Source organism: Metabacillus indicus (genome assembly GCF_046603695.1).
Taxonomy (GTDB): Bacteria; Bacillota; Bacilli; order Bacillales; family Bacillaceae; genus Bacillus_P; species Bacillus_P indicus.
Genome location: NZ_CP176757.1, coordinates 3187186 through 3205798, shown reverse-complemented (window position 1 = coordinate 3205798; position 18613 = coordinate 3187186). Strand labels below are relative to the sequence as shown.

The 18613-nt window shown below is 44.8% G+C and carries 17 protein-coding genes and 1 riboswitch; of the genes, 5 read left to right on the top strand and 12 right to left on the bottom strand.

The features are described from left to right. Nucleotides 1–29: 29 nt before the first annotated feature. The 4 genes from ACK1LH_RS16420 to ACK1LH_RS16405 all read right to left on the bottom strand — a co-directional run bounded on the left by ACK1LH_RS16420 (nt 30) and on the right by ACK1LH_RS16405 (nt 4101). Nucleotides 30–992: a S8 family peptidase gene (locus ACK1LH_RS16420; protein WP_029278844.1), complete on the bottom strand. Its 963-nt coding sequence runs from the start codon at nt 990–992 to the stop codon at nt 30–32. A gap of 543 nt (nt 993–1535) precedes the next feature. Then, nucleotides 1536–2342: an ABC transporter permease gene (locus ACK1LH_RS16415; RefSeq protein ID WP_029278846.1), complete on the bottom strand. Its 807-nt coding sequence runs from the start codon at nt 2340–2342 to the stop codon at nt 1536–1538. Continuing rightward, nucleotides 2329–3102, bottom strand: a complete 774-nt coding sequence (locus ACK1LH_RS16410; protein WP_029278847.1) for an ABC transporter ATP-binding protein — start codon at nt 3100–3102, stop codon at nt 2329–2331. Before ACK1LH_RS16410 ends, ACK1LH_RS16415 begins: the two co-directional genes overlap by 14 nt. Before the next feature lie 12 nt (nt 3103–3114). Next, on the bottom strand, nt 3115–4101 hold the full coding sequence (locus ACK1LH_RS16405; protein ID WP_029278849.1) for an ABC transporter substrate-binding protein: 987 nt from the start codon (nt 4099–4101) through the stop codon (nt 3115–3117). 134 nt (nt 4102–4235) lie between these two features. Here ACK1LH_RS16405 and ACK1LH_RS16400 point away from each other — a divergent pair, with 134 nt between their 5' ends. Further along, nucleotides 4236–5018 (top strand): alpha/beta hydrolase family protein, encoded by a 783-nt coding sequence (locus tag ACK1LH_RS16400; protein ID WP_029278851.1) that lies wholly within the window; start codon nt 4236–4238, stop codon nt 5016–5018. Between the two features lie 53 nt (nt 5019–5071). Continuing rightward, entirely contained in the window at nt 5072–5314 is a 243-nt protein-coding gene (locus ACK1LH_RS16395; RefSeq protein ID WP_411333647.1) for a DUF2584 domain-containing protein, read from the top strand. A 44-nt stretch (nt 5315–5358) separates the two neighbouring features. On the opposite strand, the gene ACK1LH_RS16390 is transcribed toward ACK1LH_RS16395, so the two are convergent. From ACK1LH_RS16390 to pckA, 5 genes are all read right to left on the bottom strand, one after another. Beyond that, nucleotides 5359–6141 carry an arylamine N-acetyltransferase family protein gene (locus ACK1LH_RS16390; protein ID WP_411333646.1) on the bottom strand — a complete coding sequence of 261 codons (783 nt, stop codon included), beginning with the start codon at nt 6139–6141 and terminating at the stop codon, nt 5359–5361. A 12-nt stretch (nt 6142–6153) separates the two neighbouring features. Beyond that, on the bottom strand, nt 6154–6798 hold the full coding sequence (locus ACK1LH_RS16385) for a FusB/FusC family EF-G-binding protein (RefSeq protein ID WP_411333645.1): 645 nt from the start codon (nt 6796–6798) through the stop codon (nt 6154–6156). A 125-nt stretch (nt 6799–6923) separates the two neighbouring features. After that, entirely contained in the window at nt 6924–7208 is a 285-nt protein-coding gene (locus ACK1LH_RS16380) for a CD3324 family protein (protein WP_411333644.1), read from the bottom strand. Between the two features lie 284 nt (nt 7209–7492). Next, nucleotides 7493–8680 carry a dicarboxylate/amino acid:cation symporter gene (locus ACK1LH_RS16375; protein WP_406818048.1) on the bottom strand — a complete coding sequence of 396 codons (1188 nt, stop codon included), beginning with the start codon at nt 8678–8680 and terminating at the stop codon, nt 7493–7495. A gap of 354 nt (nt 8681–9034) precedes the next feature. Then, nucleotides 9035–10624, bottom strand: coding sequence for a phosphoenolpyruvate carboxykinase (ATP) (gene pckA / locus ACK1LH_RS16370; RefSeq protein ID WP_411333642.1), 1590 nt, complete (start codon nt 10622–10624; stop codon nt 9035–9037). A gap of 305 nt (nt 10625–10929) precedes the next feature. Further along, nucleotides 10930–11080, top strand: a riboswitch (SAM riboswitch). Nucleotides 11081–11444: 364 nt separating this feature from the next. Between pckA and metK the strand changes: the two genes are divergently transcribed. Both metK and asnB read left to right on the top strand, forming a co-directional pair. Next, a complete protein-coding gene (metK, locus tag ACK1LH_RS16365; protein ID WP_203288476.1) occupies nt 11445–12647 on the top strand; it encodes a methionine adenosyltransferase in 1203 nt (400 codons plus the stop codon). Between the two features lie 599 nt (nt 12648–13246). After that, nucleotides 13247–15130 (top strand): asparagine synthase (glutamine-hydrolyzing), encoded by a 1884-nt coding sequence (gene asnB, locus ACK1LH_RS16360; RefSeq protein ID WP_411333640.1) that lies wholly within the window; start codon nt 13247–13249, stop codon nt 15128–15130. 83 nt (nt 15131–15213) lie between these two features. Here asnB and ACK1LH_RS16355 read toward each other — a convergent pair whose 3' ends face one another. The 3 genes from ACK1LH_RS16355 to ACK1LH_RS16345 form a co-directional block, all read right to left on the bottom strand. After that, nucleotides 15214–16356, bottom strand: a complete 1143-nt coding sequence (locus ACK1LH_RS16355; protein WP_029278865.1) for a glycosyltransferase family 4 protein — start codon at nt 16354–16356, stop codon at nt 15214–15216. A gap of 47 nt (nt 16357–16403) precedes the next feature. Continuing rightward, nucleotides 16404–16970, bottom strand: a complete 567-nt coding sequence (locus ACK1LH_RS16350; protein ID WP_411333639.1) for a phosphatase PAP2 family protein — start codon at nt 16968–16970, stop codon at nt 16404–16406. Nucleotides 16971–17188: 218 nt separating this feature from the next. After that, complete coding sequence (locus ACK1LH_RS16345) at nt 17189–17710, bottom strand: gamma carbonic anhydrase family protein (protein ID WP_029565869.1); 522 nt, start codon at nt 17708–17710, stop codon at nt 17189–17191. A 107-nt stretch (nt 17711–17817) separates the two neighbouring features. On the opposite strand from ACK1LH_RS16345, the gene ACK1LH_RS16340 reads away from it, so the two are divergent. Then, a complete protein-coding gene (locus ACK1LH_RS16340; RefSeq protein ID WP_029278870.1) occupies nt 17818–18612 on the top strand; it encodes an alpha/beta hydrolase in 795 nt (264 codons plus the stop codon). Nucleotide 18613 lies beyond the last annotated feature (1 nt).

Here is an 18613-nt window from a genome sequence, read left to right as displayed (position 1 = left end):
TCCCCATTAGAGGGAGCCTTGTTTTAGCTTTATACGCCGATTGCAAGATCTTCTTTTTTTAAGTAATCAGCAAGAAGGTCTGGTGCGCTCAGATATATGAGCCCGTTGCCTTCCAGGCTTTTTGGGAACCCAAGAGGGATAGTCCGTTTCATGAGCTGGGCATAAATTTCCGGCTCTGACATTTTTCGTTCAAACTCGCTTTCAGAGAGAGGCTTCAGCAGTGCCAGAGCTCCTGACACATGAGGTGCCGCCATGGATGTGCCGCTGAAAATGGCATATTTGCCGCCGGGGACTGTCGAGACAATTTTTTCACCGGGTGCAACGGCATCTATTTCATTGTTGGAATTTGTAAAGTAGGATGACTTTCTCTGCAGGCTTACAGCTCCTACTGAGATGACTTCATTGTAGCAGCCGGGATAGGAGAATTCGGACGTTTTGCTGTTGCCGTCTCCCTCATTGCCTGCTGCACAGACAACTAAAATCTGATTTTGTACAGCTTTTTGAACCACTTCATGGAGCTCAGGTACATCAGATGGCCCTCCAAGAGACATGGAGATGATGTCAGCTTTTTCTGAAATGGCATATTCGATTGCGCTGATTATCCATTCATAAGCGCCTGACCCTTCCTCGCCGCCCAAAGCTTTCAGAATAAGCAATTTAGCCTCAGGTGCAACGCCGACAACGCCCGAATCAGGGTTAACCGCCGCAATTGTTCCGGCAACATGAGTTCCATGTCCGTTGTAGTCAGTGAAGTTTTCGGGATCGCCGTTGTCATCATCGGTAAAATTGCGTCCGCCGATCACTCTGCCCTCAAGATCGGGATGCTGGGCATCGCATCCGGTATCAATCACTGCAACGACTACGTCTTTTCCTTTAAACCCCTTGCTCCAAATCGACGGGGCCTGAATCAGATTTACGCCTTCCGGAATCTGCTGAATATCTACGAGCTGGTCTTCAACTTGGTACGGGATTAATCGAACAGATTTTTCCATAAGAACCCCTCCTAATTGTTTCTCGCAAACTAGTAACCGGCAAAAGAGCAGAGAGTAATCAGAACTTTCTGTTAAATTCTATCATTTTCCAATAACACTTGCAAATGCCAAATAGACTAGAAGGAAAATAGGAGTCAGGATTGGGGCTGCGGGGGGTAAAGCGAGGATGGTACCCTATAAATCGGCTGGCGCAGAATAGAGGGAATTCAAAAGCGAAAATGGTGCACTATAATTTAGCCGGCGCAAAGTAGAGGGCACCAAAAAGGTAAAATAGTGCCCTATAAATCAGCCGGCGCAAAATAGTGGGTACTAAAAAGGTAAAATGGAACCTTATAAATCAGCCGGCACAAAATAGAGGGCACCAAAAAGGTAAAATGGAACCCTATAAATCAGCCGGCGCAAAATAGAGGGCACCAAAAAGGTAAAATGATGCCCTATAAATCAACCAGCACAAAATAGAGGGCACCAAAAAAATCAAACCCGGAAAAAAACACTATCTCACCAGCGCAAATACAAAAAATACAGCTGCCCGCGCAGCTGCATTTATTCTCTGTCTTTCACAAGCCTTCTCTCAAGCAGCTCCACCGCCTGATACATGATCGTGGCAAAGCACGCGATGATGATGAGAGAGAGGAGAACGAGGGTAAAGTTAAAGACCTGAAAGCCGTAAATGATCATGTAGCCGAGTCCTTTTGCGGATACGAGAAATTCTCCGACGATGACACCTACCCAGGATAAGCCGACGTTGACTTTTAACGTCGAGATAATGGTTGGGAAGGAAGAGGGAAGAACGGCTTCCTTGAACATCTGCCATTTTTTCGCGCCGAATGTCTGCAGGACCTTCAGGTAGTTGGCATCAATTTCCCTGAATGCGGTGTAGACAACGATGGTTGTAATAATGATGGAGATGATGGCCCCCATAGCAATGATGGAAAAGTAGCCGGGACCGAGTGCTACGATCAGGATGGGTCCAAGTGCAACTTTAGGCATTGCGTTTAAGATGACAAGGTAGGGATCAAGGATATTCGACAATCGTTTTGACCACCAGAGAATGGCGGCAAGTACGGTGCCCGCAAGTGTGCCGAGGATAAAGCCGAGCACGGTTTCAAACAAAGTGACGCTCAAGTTCGCGGCAAGCGAGCCATCTGCTGTTTTTTCTAAAAACAAGCTCCAGATCTTCGACGGGTAGCTGAAGAGAAGAGGATCAATCCATTCTCTTTTTCCCGCAAGCTCCCATAGTGAAAAGAAAGAAACGAATATTAGAAGCTGGTAAAATCTTATCCAGTTCTTCTCTTTTTTCAGCCCTTTTAAATACGAGAGATGCAGCTGCTGCAGTTCATCCTTTTTCATCGAGAAGGTCCAGCTCCTTCCATATGTGCTGAAAGAGATCATTGAAGGAAGGGTGCTGCCTTGCCTGAAATGGCTCAAGCTTCTTCAGTTCTTCGGGTATGATAAATGTTTTGGCCACTCTTCCGGGCTTTGACGAGAGAAGAAAGATGCGGTCGCTCATGGCGATGGCTTCCCCGATATCATGGGTAACAAGCAGGGCAGTCTTCCCGTAATCTTTCAGTGTGCTCCATACAAGGTCTTCTAATTTAAGCTTTGTCTGATAATCGAGAGCCGAGAATGGTTCGTCGAGCATCAGAAGCTTGGGATCGGTTGTAAGCGTTCTGACAAGTGCCGCCCTCTGCCTCATCCCGCCTGAAAGCTGACGAGGGTAGCTTTTCTCCACATTTTCGAGTCCCATTTCAGCAAGGAGGGAAAGCCCTCTCATCCTTGCCTCCGGTGTGAGCTTTCCTCCAATTTTTAATCCGAGAAGAATATTCTCTTCAATGGTCTTCCAGGGAAAAAGATAATCCTGCTGAAGCATATAGCCGATGGATGAGGAGAACCGGTCAACAGGTTTTCCTTCCATCAGCACCTTGCCTTTTGTCGGAGAAATCAGTCCTGCTATGATGGACAGCAGCGTGGTTTTGCCGCAGCCGCTCGGGCCTAGGAAAGAAATGAATTCTCCTTCTTTAATTTCAAGGTCAATGTTCTCTAATGCAAGAGTTGCGGATTCTTTAGTGAAGTAGATGTGATGGATATGCTGGACCGTTAAGAAAGACATGCTGAAACCTCCTTACTTTGCGGCATCTTCAGCAAACTTTGTATTAACAAGCTCGGCGTGATTAATCCGCGCAGGGAGTTCGCCGGCTTCTTCCATGATGTCCTGAAGATTCGTCCACTCTGCTTCATCAAGGATCGGGTCTGTGGCAAATGATCCTTGAGCTTTATAGCGTTCGACCACCGTCGTGATCAGGTCGAGTTCTGTATCTTTAAATTGAGGGGCAATGGATTTTGCGATTGTTTCCGCGTTATTTTCTTCCACCCATTGCTGCGCTTTATAAATCGCTTTTGTGAATTTTTCAGCCGCTTCTTTATCGTCTTTCAGGAAGCTTTGCTTTGCCATAAAGGTCGTATATGGGACTTTGCCGGATTCCTCGCCGAAGGATGCCACAATATGCCCTGTACCTTCTTTTTCAAAAATACTTGCAGTCGGTTCAAAGAGCTGGACGAAATCGCCTGTGCCTGATGCAAATGCGCTCGGAATATTAGCAAAATCAATATTCTGAATCAGTTCCAGATCCGCCTTAGGATCAATTCCCTGCTGCTTCAGGACAAATTCGCCAACCATCTGCGGCATGCCGCCTTTACGCTGGCCGAGGAATGTTGTGCCTTTCAGCTGGTCCCAGCTGAAATTGTCTATTTTCTCGCGTGAAACAAGGAAGGTTCCGTCTGTCTGAGTGAGCTGTGCGAAGTTGATCACAGGATCCTTTGAGCCCTGTGCTGAAACATAAATGGATGTTTCAGAGCCGACTAGCGCGATATCAGCTCCATCTGAGAGCAGGGCCGTCATCGTCTTGTCACCGCCCCACGTAGTTGTCAGTTCGACATCAAGACCTTCTTCTTCAAAAAACCCTTCAGACATCGCTGCATAAAGAGGAGCATAGAAAATGGAATGGGTGACTTCAGCGAGTCTGATTTTTTCCGGCTTGCTTTGATTGCACGCGCTCATTGTAAAGACGAGCAGAGCAAGCAGACAAAAGCCAATCAGCTTTTTTTTCATACATAATCCTCCTTGGTGACAGACACCATTAAAAATAGGTAAAATAAGTTTTCAGTATTGTAACGCCTGAAATAGTGTATGAATTCAGCGAAAATGTGTGAATGCCTATTATCGTTTTGTGAGGTGAAGGGAAGATGGAAAACGGATCTATTGTTGAACGCCAGGTGATGCCGTCTCCCAATCCCGCTGTCAGACTGGAAATCGTCACCTATTTGTCTGAAGGCCTGAAGGTGAAGGGACTGCTCGCAGAACCTGTGCAAGAGGGAGTATATGACGGTTTTCTGTATTTGCGCGGCGGCATTAAGAATGTCGGCAAAGTCAGACCCGGGCGGATCGTGCAGTTTGCATCTGAAGGGTTTGTCGTCATGGCTCCTTTCTACAGGGGGAATCAGGGAGGAGAAGGGAATGAAGATTTCGCAGGAGAAGACAGATATGATGCCCTGCATGCTTTAACGCTGCTGAAAAATCATTCAAAAGTGATAAACGAACGGATTCACGTGTTCGGTTTTTCCAGAGGCGGCGTCATGGCGCTGTTTGCAGGACTGCTTGACCGGGATGTGAAATCGGTTGTGACATGGGGCGGGGTATCGGATATGACGCTGACCTATGAAGAAAGAGAAGACATGAGGAGAATGATGAAGCGGGTGATAGGAGGGACTCCGTCCAAATATCCGGAACGGTACCACTGGAGAACGCCTCTTTACGAACTTGAGGACTGGCATGCGCCAATCTTAATCATCCACGGGATGCATGATCAGAATGTGTCCGTGCAGCATGCTCATTTATTGGAGAACAGGCTTTTGGAACTCGGAATAAAAGCAGAAACGATGTACTTTGAGGAGTATACGCACTATTTTCCACCGGCTGTAAACAGAAAAGTCGTGAAGGACCTTACAGCATGGATGAAAAAGCAGTAAAACCGGGAACGGTTATGATAAAATAAAGCTATATAAGAAGAGGAGTGATGAGGATGGGTATGCCTTTAGAGCTGAACACAATGATCGTGACCAAAGGAAGAGAGAGCAGGCTGGAAGAGAATCTTTTTTCGCTTGAAAAAGAGGGTTATCGCATTTATCCGCTGGAAATACCTGTTGAGGTCAGAAAAACAAAAGACGGCGATGTCAGCGGACAGGCTCTGATTAAAAAACTTGAACTTGTCGACTCAAAAACCATCCTGACGTATCAGCTGATTGCGCTGAAGTCGACGAATTAAAGCATCTGAAATGACGTCTGCATACAAAAAAGCTGCTGAGCACATCAGCAGCTTTTATAATTGAGCTGAAAAAGAGTTTTCGCCAAATGAGCAAACTCTTCCGGCTGTATCGCTGTCTTTTCAGCCCGGCCGTTTATCGTACGGGTGAGTGAGGTATCGGTCAGTGTGACCGTGCCGCTGTCTGTTATTTTTACGGCTAAAGGTTTTTTGTTAAATGGGGAGAATTCAGAGTGACAGATAACATTCTGCATTTCATCTAATTCTGACTCCTGCATTTCTCTTGAGTCAAATACATATCCTTTTTTCCAATCTGTATCTCTGCCTGAAAGCTTCATCTCAAGCAGATATTCTCCTGAAAACTCCGGAACCTCAGCCACGCGGAACTCTCCATTGCGGGAGCTGATAACCTCTCCATTTAGAGGAACAGGTTTTAACGGAAGATTTCCTCCAAATCCTGTATCAATCAGATATTGACTGCTGTCATGGTCAAGAAGGATGGCGGTATGTGTTCTTCCTGTCCGGCTGAAGCAGTTGTTATGGTGGTCATAGACCATTCCCCTGACCAATTTTACGTTCAAATGGTTTTCCAGAAGAAAATGATAGAGGAGGGGGTTCAGTTCATAACAGAGCCCGCCTTCATTCCCGGCCAGTATTTTTTCTGTCAGGTTTTCTTTAGTGACGGGCTTTGTCTGTCCGGTCAGCACACGAAAATTTTCGAAAGGAAAAGCTGAGGCCGTCCGCTCAAGCAGGTCCTCAAGCTGTTCAAATGAAATGGTGCTGCCGGCGGGTAAACCCAGTCTGTTTCTGAACGCCTGATTAAGCTCCATGGAATCTCTCCTTTATATGGTTTTCATCCAATCAAGAAAGTCATGCAGTTTGTCCACTGAAGTCAGATTCTCATTGCATGTTTTGGCATCTTTGCAAATATAGTTTCCCTTTTTAACGTACGTTCCCTGCTCTGATCCTTTCAGCTCTACTGTAAAAAGTCCTGTTTCTGCGAATTTTCCGCAGATTGTACAGATGCCTTTCTGGTAACTGCTGCTGAAGGTTCCGCTTAGTCCGGTCCATTTTTCTCCTGATTCCGCTATCATAAAGTATTTTCCCGTACCTTTGTCGTGCCAGCCGATATAGGATACTTCGTTTAGTTCCAGCTCTTGCGCAAAAGAGGGAAGCTTTAATTTTTTTGCTTTCGGGAAAAGTTTTTTGACAGACTGCTCCGTTAACGGCCTGAACGGAATCGTATATGGACGCAGTTTGGCAAGATATGCATCGGCATCCATCGTGTCTTTAACATCTGAAACAGGGGAAATAAGGTCTCTCTGCTCAGGAGAAAGTTCTTCGAATACAGCTGTAGCCCTTTCTGCCGCAAGTGATTTTAGTGCGTCTAAGACATGGCGGTCATTAGCCGTGCTGTGCCCATTCACAAGAATCTGTGCCTGTGCCTTTATATGGTTGTACTGGTCGCTTCGGATAAATGGTTCCATTTTTAATTCACTCCGCTTCTAAACAGCCGGTTGAACCGGCTTTCTTTTATTATATGCACGATTTATCCGTTATTTAAATGGATGAAACAAATAGAAGGAAACTCGGCATAAAAAGAGGGATGATCTTATTGATCATCCGCTGCCGGTTTTCGTTTATAGACAATTTTTTTTATAGTCTCTGAGGAAAGGAAATATTCCTGTGCAAGCTCCTGTATGGTGCTGCCGTTGCGGAAGGATGTACGGATGCTGTCATTTCTTTCATCAATCCATTTTCTGCTGCCGGAACAGCTTCCCCATTTTTGGCGGCTGGATTCAGGCCGCGGTATATAGATAGACTCTCCCTGGATATATTGCTGAATTTCAGTAATCAGTCTGTCAGGAAGAACCTCATTTGCGTTAACATATTTCATTTCTGCCAGCTCCTTATTTTTTAATAGAGAAATAAGGGCAAAGCCTGGCATTAATGGCGATGCGGAATGTTAGGCACGGATTGCCTTACTCGTGATTTGCCTCATGCAAAGGATCGCCTTTTTAATACTGGGCTTTGCATGAGTTGCTGCAGTATCCGGCAAATGGAATAAGTCTGCCAAAGTGATCACCTCCTTAACTGCCTTTTTTATACAATACTATCATACGTAACCTGAGGGGAAAAAGAAAAAACGTTTGGCTGCAAATGCGGCCAAACGTTTTTCTTTTATACAGCTATTTTCGATTCATTTATTTTTTGTGCTTTCTTTGTGCTGAACTTGTTTACAAGCATTGTAAGTGCACCGTCACCAGTCACATTTGTTGCTGTTCCAAGGCTGTCCTGTGCAAGATACAGAGCAATCATGAGGGATACCATCGTCGGATCAAAGCCGAGCATCGTCTTCAGAAGGCCGATCGCTGCCATGACCGCTCCGCCAGGTACACCCGGTGCTGCGACCATTGTGATCCCGAGCATAAGGATAAACGGAATCATCATTCCGGCAGTCGGGACTGTGCCGTTCATCATCATAACGCCCATCGCACAGCAGACAAGAGTAATCGTGCTGCCTGAAAGGTGAACTGTTGCAAGCAGCGGCACGCTGAAATCGGCCACTTTCGCCTGAACGCCTGTTTTCTTCACCTGACCAAGCGTGACAGGAATAGTCGCTGCAGATGACTGTGTTCCAAGCGCTGTGAAATAAGCTGGCGACATGATTTTTAAAAGTTTGAAAGGATTGTTTTTCGTCAGCAATCCGCTCGTGCTGTATTGCAGAAGAAGCATTGTTAGATGCAAAGCAATAATCAGGATAAAGACTTTTGCAAAAACAGACAGAATGGATTGAACCTGTCCTCCAAATGTCATGTTCGCAAAGATTCCGAAAATGTGAAAAGGAAGAAGCGGAATGATGACCGTTTTGATTAATTTTTCCACGATCTTCTGGAAATCTTCAAATGCATGCTGCAGTGTGTTTCCTTTAATCGATGCAAGGCCGATTCCGATGATAAACGCGAAAAGAAGGGCGCTCATGACTTCCATCACAGGCGGCATGCCGATTTCAAAAAAGGGTTTCTGAAGAAACTCTTCAGGGTTATCAGTTTGAACAAGTTTATTTTCTGAGATAAATGAAGGCAGGATAAAGGATGCTGCCGCAAAAGCAAGGATACCTGCAAAAATGGTAGACAGATAGGCAAAGCCTGTTGTCATCCCGAGCAGTTTTCCTGCGCCTTTTCCGAGCTGTCCAATACCTGGAGCAATAAAGCCAATGATGATAAATGGGATGGCAAAATTAATAAAGTTTCCGAAAATCCCGTTAAAAGTAGCGAAGCCTTTTACCAGCCATTCGGGAGAAATGCTTCCGATCACGACACCTAATGCGATGGCCAGTACAATTTTCGGCAATAATCCGAGCTTGATTTTCATTGATGTGTCCTCCTGAAAGATACATTTGTACATGAGTTATAGAAACTACTTTAGCACAGGCGGACTGAAATTTGTATAAAAAAAGAGAATTTTATTTTATTAATATATGGAAATGAAGGAGAAGAAACAAAAAAATCTGTGCCGCAGAAGAGGGCACAGATTTTTTATTGTTAACCAGGAAATTATAAAGAATAAAAGGCTGTGGATAACATAACAAAGTTATCATCGTCCAGCTCCAGCGCCTAGATCCTCTGTCAGAACAAATCCGTCAAAAAAGTCAAAACCGGACTTTTCCGCCGGATTCTTATCTGCCTATCGGATCTGACCAAGGCGCTTGCGCTTTTGTTCTTAGACTGTAGGTCCGCCAAGCGTTTCAATATCAGCCGAAACGTTCTTGAACTTTTTGAAGTTTTGTTTGAATTGTCCAGCAAGCTCCTGCGCCTTTGCGTTGTAGGCTTCCGAGCTGTCCCATGTCTTCACAGGCTGGAGCACTTCATCAGGCACGCCAGGTACATGAATAGGAATTTGCAGACCGAAGTTTGCATCAGTTACTGTCTCAACGCTGTCAAGCTCTCCTTCAAGGGCAGACTGTACCATTGCACGCGTATATTTAAGCTTCATACGCTGCCCTGTACCGTACTCTCCGCCGGTCCATCCAGTGTTGACAAGGAACACATTGGCACCGTGCTCATCGATTTTGCGTCCGAGCATTTCCGCATAAACGGTAGCCGGAAGCGGAAGGAATGGCGAGCCAAAGCATGTTGAGAACGTAGCCTGCGGTGATGTAATGCCGCGCTCTGTTCCGGCAAGCTTGCTTGTATAGCCGCTAAGGAAATGGTACATTGCCTGTTCTTTCGTCAGTTTGCTGATCGGAGGCAGAACTCCGAATGCATCAGCTGTCAAAAAGACGATTGTATGAGGATGTCCGGCAATGCTCGGCATCACGATATTGTCCATCGCTTCAAGCGGGTAAGCTGCTCTTGTATTTTCAGTGAAGAATGTATCATCATAATCTGCCGCTCTTGTATCGTCATCTAGGACCACATTTTCCAAAACAGATCCAAATCGGATCGCATCAAAGATTTGCGGTTCTTTTTCTCTTGTGAGGTTGATGCACTTGGCATAACAGCCTCCCTCGATATTAAAAACACCCGCATTTGACCAGCCGTGCTCGTCATCGCCGATCAGTTTGCGTTTCGGGTCAGCAGAAAGCGTTGTCTTTCCTGTTCCTGAAAGTCCGAAGAAAAGGGCGACATCTCCTTCCTGGCCGACGTTAGCCGAGCAGTGCATCGGCAGAATGCCGCTCTCAGGCAGAAGGTAGTTCATAACAGAAAAAATGGATTTCTTCATTTCGCCTGCATATTCCGTACCGCCGATTAAAATCGTTCTTTTTTCGAAAGAGACAATAATGAATGTTTCGGAATTTGTGCCGTCAACAGCAGGATCTGCTTTGAAATTCGGTGCAGAAACGATTGTAAATGGATTTGTATGCTGAACAAGTTCATCTGGACTTCCAGGCTGGATAAAAAGCTGCTGGGCAAACAAGTTGTGCCATGCAAACTCGTTTACAACCTGAATCGGAAGCCGGTATTTCGTATCAGCGCCGGCGAATCCTTTGAAAACAAATAGTTCATTGCGGTCTTTTAAGTATGAAAGGACTTTTAAGTATAGCTTTTCAAATGCTGCTTCTGAGAAAGGCTGATTCACAGAACCCCATTCAATTTTGTCTTCTGTGGATTTTTCGTTTACAATGAATTTATCCTTAGGTGAGCGGCCTGTATATGTGCCTGTAGTTGCACGTACGGCTCCCGTTGATGTTAAAACGCCTTCTTTTCGCTCCAGAACCTTTTCAACAAGAACTGGAACCGATAAGTTATGAAATGCATTTTCCCCATTAAGTAATACTTCAAGCTCGTTTGTGATTTCGATTGAATTCATCCCATACCCATCCTTTACCTATATTTCGGATTTTTATCTATAGTTTCATCCTGCTCTTGTTAATTAGTATAACACATTAAAATAAATAGTCTATACTATTTAACTTATTCTACGTGCAAAATCACAAAATGGAACAAATTCAGCTTTGTTTTCCATGAAAATGATACATATATAATAGAAGTGTTTCGTACGCAACTTTTTGTGGAAAAGAAGATGGGAGAGTAAAAAAAAGGAACATAAAAACCTTGTCATTTTTTGTTGACACCTGCATTATAAGTGCGCTATCATATGACCTTGAACGGATTCTCTTATCCCGAGCTGGTGGAGGGACAGGCCCTGTGAAACCCAGCAACCTGCTTTACCGGAAAAATTCATTTCAGATCAGAATGCCCTGAGTGAATTTGAAAAGCAAAGGTGCTAACCTGATGCAAGGCGAAAGCCCTTGATCGATAAGAGCGAAAGGCTGCGAATTCAGTAAATAACCTTTCCTCGCGGGAAAGGATTTTTTATTGTTAAGGAAAATTAAAGAATAAATGGCTGTGGATAACATAACAAAGTTATCCTCGTCCAGCTCCAGTGCCTAGATCCTCTGTCAGAACAAATCCGTCAAAAAAGTCAAACCCGGACTTTTCCGCCGGATTCTTATTTGCCTATCGGATCTGACCAAGGCACTTGCGCTTTTGTTCTTTTTTAATGATATTTTGCCTGAATGTACTCGTGGATTCTCCTAAAACATGCCAACTGAAATATTTTGCCGAATGGTCAAAATATGAAAGGGAATGAGTTCCGTATCATCTACCTTTTGAGGAGGAAAACTTTAATGACTAAACAACGTCGTCTGTTTACTTCAGAGTCAGTAACTGAAGGTCATCCTGATAAAATCTGCGACCAGATCTCTGATTCGATTCTCGATGCAATTCTTGAAAAAGATGCAAATGCCCGTGTAGCCTGCGAAACATCTGTAACAACAGGTCTTGTGCTTGTTGCCGGTGAAATCACAACTTCTACTTATGTAGACATTCCTAAAATTGTCCGTGAAACAGTGAAGGAAATTGGCTACACTCGTGCAAAATACGGTTTCGATGCTGAAACTTGTGCAGTACTTACTTCCATCGACGAGCAATCAGCTGACATCGCCATGGGTGTTGACCAGGCGCTTGAAGCCCGCGAAGGAAAAATGACTGACGAGCAAATCGATGCAATTGGTGCAGGTGACCAGGGTCTTATGTTCGGATATGCTAACAATGAAACTAAAGAGCTTATGCCTCTTCCAATTTCACTGGCTCACAAGCTTTCCCGCCGTCTAACAGAAGTGCGTAAAGAAGACATTCTTCCTTACCTTCGTCCGGATGGAAAAACTCAGGTTACAGTTGAATACGATGAAAATGACAAGCCTGTGCGCATTGACACAATTGTTATTTCTACTCAGCATCACCCTGAGATCTCACTTGAGCAAATTCAGCGCAATGTAAAAGAGCATGTCATTAACCCGGTTGTTCCGAAAGAGTTAATTGATGAAGATACAAAATATTTCATCAATCCGACTGGACGCTTTGTTATCGGCGGACCTCAAGGCGATGCTGGTCTGACTGGCCGCAAAATCATCGTTGACACTTACGGAGGCTACGCTCGCCACGGAGGCGGCGCATTCTCAGGCAAGGATCCTACAAAAGTTGACCGCTCAGCAGCATATGCAGCGCGCTACGTTGCCAAAAACATTGTAGCTGCAGGTCTTGCTGACAAGTGTGAAGTTCAGCTTGCATACGCAATCGGTGTTGCACAGCCGGTTTCTATTGCAATCGACACATTTGAAACAGGTAAAGTAAAAGAAGATGTGCTGGTAGACGTTGTCCGCGAGAACTTCGACCTTCGTCCAGCAGGCATCATCAACATGCTGAACCTTCGTCGTCCAATTTACAAACAAACGGCTGCTTACGGTCACTTCGGCCGCAACGATCTTGACCTTCCATGGGAAAGAACGGACAAAGCTGAAGTACTTAAAGAGCAAGCATTAAACCGATAAAATTGATAAAAGATGGAATCTGCCTTAGGGCGGGTTTCATCTTTTTTTGTTTTGTGGAGAGAAAGTGTCTTATTGAATTTTAAACTTTAAAAAATGCGGAAAATTGTCCCTTCAGTCGGTGGAGAAGGAGCTGAAGGTCAGAAAAGAGGATGGATTGTGCCCTTTAGATGGTGGAGAAGGAGCTGAAGGTCAGAAAAGAGGATGGATTGTGCCCTTTAGATGGTGGAGAAGGAGCTGAAGGTCACAAAAGCAGATGGATCATGCCCTTCATTTGGTGGAGATGGAGCTGAAGGTAACAAAAGCGGAAGGATCGTGCCCTTCAGTTTGTGGAGAAGAAGCTGAAGGTAACAAAAGCGAATGGATCGTGCCCTTCAGTTGGTGGAGAAGAAGCTGAAGGTCACAAAAGCGGATGGATCGTGCCCTTCAGATGGTGGAGAAGAAGCTGAAGGGCACTAAACGGAACAACTCGTGCACGCCAGATGGTTAAGAAGCTCCTAATGGTTTTTAGTCAATTAAAAAATCCGTCTTTTTGTAAAAATATGCAACTTTCCGGCAGGTTCTGTCGTTTCATAGGCAGACAAGAAGCTGGAGGGAAAAAAATGTGCGGTTTTGCAGGTGTTATTGATTACAGTCAAACAAAGAAAACGGAGTACAGGGAGCTTATAAAAAATGCGGGCAGGATGATAAAGCACAGGGGTCCGGATGACAGCGGGATGTTTGAGGATGAGCACGTGATTTTTGCATTCAGAAGGCTGAGCATCATTGATGCAAAGGGTGGTCATCAGCCCATGCCTTATCAAAACGGCCGCTATCACATTGTGTTTAATGGAGAGATCTATAATTATGTGGAGCTTAGAAAACACTTGCTATCAAAAGGAGCTTCATTAAAAACGGAAACAGATACAGAAGTGATTGTCGCGCTGTATCACTTGTATGGAGCGGAAGTCGTTGATTATTTAAGGGGGATGTTTTCCTTTTTAATTTGGGACAGGTTAGACAAGCACCTTTTTGGAGCAAGGGACCATTTTGGAATTAAGCCGCTCTACTATATGGAAGACGGACATACGATCCTTTTTGCTTCAGAGATGAAAAGTATTAAAGAACACAGTTCAGACCCTGTAATTGACGGCCAATCACTGCAGCATTATCTCTCGTTTCAGTATGTTCCGGATCCCCGTACCATCCAGGAGCATATTCAAAAAGTGCCGCCCGGATCTTTCTTTTCAAAGCATATTGGACAGCCTCTTCAAATTGAAGGCTACTGGAAGCCGATGCTTCAACCAAAAGCGCAGGCTGATGAGAAAAAAATGATCAGGAACATTCAGGAGGCACTCATTGACTCTGTGAAACTTCATATGAGAAGTGATGTTCCGGTTGGTTCTTTTTTATCGGGAGGGGTAGATTCCAGTATTATTGCTTCCATTGCGAGCAGGTATCATCCCGGGCTGAAAACATTTTCTGTCGGATTTAGTCAGTCCGGTTACAGTGAAATCGACGTGGCAAAAGAAACGGCCGCTGCTATTGGAGTAGAGAACGTTTCCTATTATGTGGACCATGAGGAATTTATGAGAGAGCTTCCGAAAATTATCTGGCATATGGATGATCCTGTTGCAGATCCCGCTTCTATTCCGCTCTATTTTGTTGCCAGAGAAGCCAGAAAACAGGTGACTGTTGTTCTGTCAGGTGAGGGAGCAGATGAACTTTTTGCGGGATATAACATTTATAAAGAGCCTGGAGATCTGTCCCTGTTTACCTATTTGCCTAATCCCATCAGGAAAGCGCTAAAACAGCTGTCGGTCATGTTCCCGGAAGGAATGAAAGGAAAGAGCTTTATCGAAAGAGGCACAACGCTCCTTGAAGAAAGGTACATAGGGAATGCAAACATTTTTTCATCATCAGAGAAAAAGATGATGCTGACAAATATGGAACAGTATGAAAAGCCAACCGGAATTACTAAATGCCTGTTCGATGAAGTTCGTCAGCTTGACAGTATATCAAGGATGCAGTACATCGATCTTATGACTTGGCTGAAAGGGGACATCCTTGTGAAGGCGGATAAAATGACAATGGCACATTCTCTTGAATTGAGGGTTCCCTTTTTAGATAAAGAAGTTTTCAGAGCTGCTGCGCAGATTCCGCATGAATGGAAAGTGAAAAATAGTGAAACCAAGTATCTGCTTCGGAAGGCTGTCCGTGATTTGGTTCCGCCGCATGTCCTGCACAGACGGAAACTTGGTTTTCCAGTCCCGATCAGGGATTGGCTGAAAGATGAAATGTATGAGTGGGCAAGGTCGCTCCTCACGGAAAACGGGACGGATTACCTGCTGGATAAGACTCTTGCTCTTGGGATGCTTGAAAAGCACAGAAGGGGCGAAGGAGATTACAGCAGAAAAATTTGGACAGTATTGACGTTTATTCTCTGGCATCAGGTTTTCATCGAAAATGTTTACACTTTCAGTCCTCTTGAGCTTGTCCATTCCTGAATGATGCAGGAGAATGAAATAAGCAATAAAATGAAAATTACAGCACAGGAAAGGGAGAACGCATGATGGCGGTCTCCCTTTTATTAAGCGTACCGGATATAGGACTGCTGATGAAGCACTTCATTGTACTCATTGAGAAGTCCTTCAAAAATAGAATCCCACGTCTGTGTCAGCGCATATGCACGGGAGCTCATGCCCATCTGGTAACGCAGAGCATCATTAGTGAGAAGTGTTTCAATGGCTCCGGTAAAACTTGAAACGGAGCCGGTTTCGCAAAGATAGCCTGTTTTTCCATGCTGGATGATGTTCTTCACTCCGCCCGAGTTTGCTCCGATTACTGGAGTCCCAGCAGCAAGTGCTTCCAGCACAACGTTTCCGAATGTTTCGGTTGGTGAGGGGAAAACAAAAAGATCTGAGCCTGAGTAAATCTTAGCGAGCTTTTCGCCGCTTGCATAGCCTGCAAAGGTCATATTGCCAGGTGCCCCGTTCATCATTTCTTCTTTTGACGGCCCGTCACCGACGACAAGAAAGTGAACCTTGTTTTTTAATTGAGGCGGGAGCTGATGGGAGATTTTCATAAAAGTCTCCACATCTTTTTCAGGGGCGAGCCTTCCTACATAAGTCAAAATAAACTTTTCTTTTATCTGATATTCCTGAATGATTTCCCTCCGAAGGTAGTTAGGGTGAAAAAGCTGACAATCTACGCCTCGCGACCAGATGCGGACATTCTCAAATCCCTGATGCAGCACCTGAAGTTTCGTTTCTTCCGAGGGCACAAAAACTTTCTGGAGAGGGCGGTGAAACCAAAGCATATATTTCCATAATAGCTTCGAGAAAATCTGCAGATCGTAAAATTCTAAATACTGGTCAAAATCTGTATGGTATGAACCGACTAAGGGGATATTTAATTTTTTGGCATAATGCAGTCCGCATAGACCAATGTTAAAAGGAGTGGCTACATGGATGATGTCGGGTTTGAATTTCATGAGTTCTGATTTTACTTGCAGCATGTTGGGCCATGCAAGTCTGCATTCCGGATACAGAAAAAAGGATGAGCTCGCAAATCTGTGTATATGGCTGGAAAAAAGTGATTCCTTCGTGCTTTCCGGCGCAAAAACTTTGTATTCGTGGCCCTTTTCTTCTAAATAATCGGTAAGACGCTTTAACGTTCTCGCAACGCCATTTACATCAGGTGCAAATGTGTCTGTGAATATCGCAATTTTCATCTTTACCCCTCCATGAGTCTGCAGCAGCAGCAATGTTCTCTTTCACGTTACAATGGAAGCTGGAAAAAGGATGCCCCTCCAAAGTATTTCTGAATGAAAAGATAGCAGGTTATACCGGCAGTCGTGCCAAGAATGCATCCTGCCAGGACATCTGAGGGGTAGTGAAGTCCGAGATACATCCTCGAAATTCCTACACTGAACCCTAGAGGAAGCAGTATAACGGCAGCTTGAGGAAAGAGGAATAAAAAGGGTATGATGACGGAAAAGATGGCTGTTGTATGGCCGGATGGAAACGAATGATCCTCAAGCGGGTTCGCCGGCACCTTTGTCTCAAGCAGCGCAAGATAAGGACGTTTTCTCGGGTAGCGCTTTTTGACATAGGCAACGGGCAGGTGGCTGAGCAATAATGCCGCTGCACTTGCTGCCGCTGCAAGGCGCAGCTGGCCTGATGTGATGAAAAGGAGAAGAAGGCACAGCGAGATGGTAAAGGCTGCTCCGCCGGTATGGGTGATATTCCGGAAAAAGCAATTCATGAACTTCCGGTCAAAATGACGGTTTACACTGCGGAACAATCTGCATTCAAAATCGTACATGTTTGCAATTAATTTAGTCATCTATCCGATGCTCCTTTACAACACTGTTTACCTCCATTTTAATGGCGAAATATTTAGAGAATAATAATGGAATGTAAAGATTTCAAGTAAGAAATTTACATTCTTTTTATCCATAAAAAAACCGCGGAACAGCAGTCAAGAGCCATTCCGCGGTCATCAGCCCAGCCGAATAGACCCCTTTTTTGCAGGTGTTAACTAATATGTAAAAACGGCATGGGTTATTCCCGGTTTTCCTGCACCGCTTTATAAAGCTGTCCTTTTTCAGCGTACTCCCTGCGGATGCGCTCCATATCCAGGCGGTCCTCGTCTGTTAATTCTCTGACGACTTTAGCGGGCCTGCCGAATGCAAGGGTATTTGGCGGAATCTTCTTGCCCTGGGGAACGAGGCTTCCTGCACCGATAAAGGCGCCTTCTCCAATTTCAGCTCCGTCGAGGATAATGGATCCCATCCCGATTAACGCATGTTTACGGATGATGGAACTGTGCAGAATCACACAATGGCCAACGGTTACGCCATCTTCCAATACAAGCGGGGCGTTCGGGCTTTGATGGAGACAGCTGAGATCCTGAACATTTACTCTGTCACCGATTCTGACAGGAGACACATCTCCCCTGATGACGGTTCCAAACCAGATGCTTGACTCCCGGCCGATGACTACGTCACCTGAAACGGTTGCTGTATCTGCAATAAAAGCAGAATCTGCTATATCCGGATATGTGTCTTTATAGGGATAAATCATGCGGATCAAACTCCTTTTGTTATATAATTAGGCAAACATATTATACCAAAGAACGACCGGGTTAAAGCAGGCGTGAAAAACCTTTTAGAAAGGTGTGAAATGAGTTTATGTGGAAATGGGAATGTGAAGATGAGAATCCGAAAGGTGTCATTGTCATTGTTCATGGAGCTGCAGAGCATCATGGACGATACAGGTGGCTCGTCCAAATGTGGAAATGTGCAGGGTATCATGTGATTATGGGCGACTTGCCGGGGCAGGGGACTTCGACAAGAAACAGAGGGCATATAAAATCTTTTGACGAATACATTGCAGAGTTTAACATCTGGGTAAAAGAAGCGAGAAAGCTTGGCCTTCCGCTGTTTCTGCTTGGACACAGCATGGGAGGGCTTATCGTCATCAGGGCTTTGCAGGAAGAACATCAGCACATTAATGGTGTGATCCTTTCATCTCCATGCCTTGGACTTATTTTTAAGCCCAATAAAGCACTGGAACTTATTTCAAAACCTTTAAATATCCTGGCGCCTTCTTTAAAAGTGAATTCGGGTCTTTCCGTCAGTCTGGCCACGAGAAATAAGGAAGTCAGAGATGCGGATGAAAATGATACTCTTTATGTGACAAAAGTATCTATAAGGTGGTATCGTGAACTCATTAAGGCAATGGAACAGGCCCATGCGAAAGTGAAGCAATTCCCTGACCTGCCGCTTTTAGTTATGCAGGGCGGAGATGACAAGGTAGTGGATCACTCCTTGGTCAGAACCTGGTTTAACCGCGCCCCGCTCAGAGAAAAGGCATATAAGGAATGGGACGGCTTTTATCATGAAATATTTAACGAACCAGAGAGAGATCAAGTATTTAAGTACGCTGAGGCGTTTGTCAGCGCGCATTTAGAGCGAGGAACATAAA

What these genes read in the sequence shown, in the direction of transcription:
- ACK1LH_RS16405 (WP_029278849.1), bottom strand. Translation starts at nt 4,101, where the DNA reads ATGAAAAAAAAGCTGATTGGCTTTTGTCTGCTTGCTCTGCTCGTCTTT.
- ACK1LH_RS16410 (WP_029278847.1), bottom strand. Translation starts at nt 3,102, where the DNA reads ATGTCTTTCTTAACGGTCCAGCATATCCATCACATCTACTTCACTAAA.
- ACK1LH_RS16415 (WP_029278846.1), bottom strand. Translation starts at nt 2,342, where the DNA reads ATGAAAAAGGATGAACTGCAGCAGCTGCATCTCTCGTATTTAAAAGGG.
- ACK1LH_RS16420 (WP_029278844.1), bottom strand. Translation starts at nt 992, where the DNA reads ATGGAAAAATCTGTTCGATTAATCCCGTACCAAGTTGAAGACCAGCTC.
- ACK1LH_RS16340 (WP_029278870.1), top strand. Translation starts at nt 17,818, where the DNA reads ATGTGGAAATGGGAATGTGAAGATGAGAATCCGAAAGGTGTCATTGTC.
- ACK1LH_RS16390 (WP_411333646.1), bottom strand. Translation starts at nt 6,141, where the DNA reads ATGGAGCTTAATCAGGCGTTCAGAAACAGACTGGGTTTACCCGCCGGC.
- ACK1LH_RS16380 (WP_411333644.1), bottom strand. Translation starts at nt 7,208, where the DNA reads ATGAAATATGTTAACGCAAATGAGGTTCTTCCTGACAGACTGATTACT.
- pckA (WP_411333642.1), bottom strand. Translation starts at nt 10,624, where the DNA reads ATGAATTCAATCGAAATCACAAACGAGCTTGAAGTATTACTTAATGGG.
- ACK1LH_RS16350 (WP_411333639.1), bottom strand. Translation starts at nt 16,970, where the DNA reads ATGACTAAATTAATTGCAAACATGTACGATTTTGAATGCAGATTGTTC.
- ACK1LH_RS16400 (WP_029278851.1), top strand. Translation starts at nt 4,236, where the DNA reads ATGGAAAACGGATCTATTGTTGAACGCCAGGTGATGCCGTCTCCCAAT.
- metK (WP_203288476.1), top strand. Translation starts at nt 11,445, where the DNA reads ATGACTAAACAACGTCGTCTGTTTACTTCAGAGTCAGTAACTGAAGGT.
- asnB (WP_411333640.1), top strand. Translation starts at nt 13,247, where the DNA reads ATGTGCGGTTTTGCAGGTGTTATTGATTACAGTCAAACAAAGAAAACG.
- ACK1LH_RS16385 (WP_411333645.1), bottom strand. Translation starts at nt 6,798, where the DNA reads ATGGAACCATTTATCCGAAGCGACCAGTACAACCATATAAAGGCACAG.
- ACK1LH_RS16345 (WP_029565869.1), bottom strand. Translation starts at nt 17,710, where the DNA reads ATGATTTATCCCTATAAAGACACATATCCGGATATAGCAGATTCTGCT.
- ACK1LH_RS16355 (WP_029278865.1), bottom strand. Translation starts at nt 16,356, where the DNA reads ATGAAAATTGCGATATTCACAGACACATTTGCACCTGATGTAAATGGC.
- ACK1LH_RS16395 (WP_411333647.1), top strand. Translation starts at nt 5,072, where the DNA reads ATGGGTATGCCTTTAGAGCTGAACACAATGATCGTGACCAAAGGAAGA.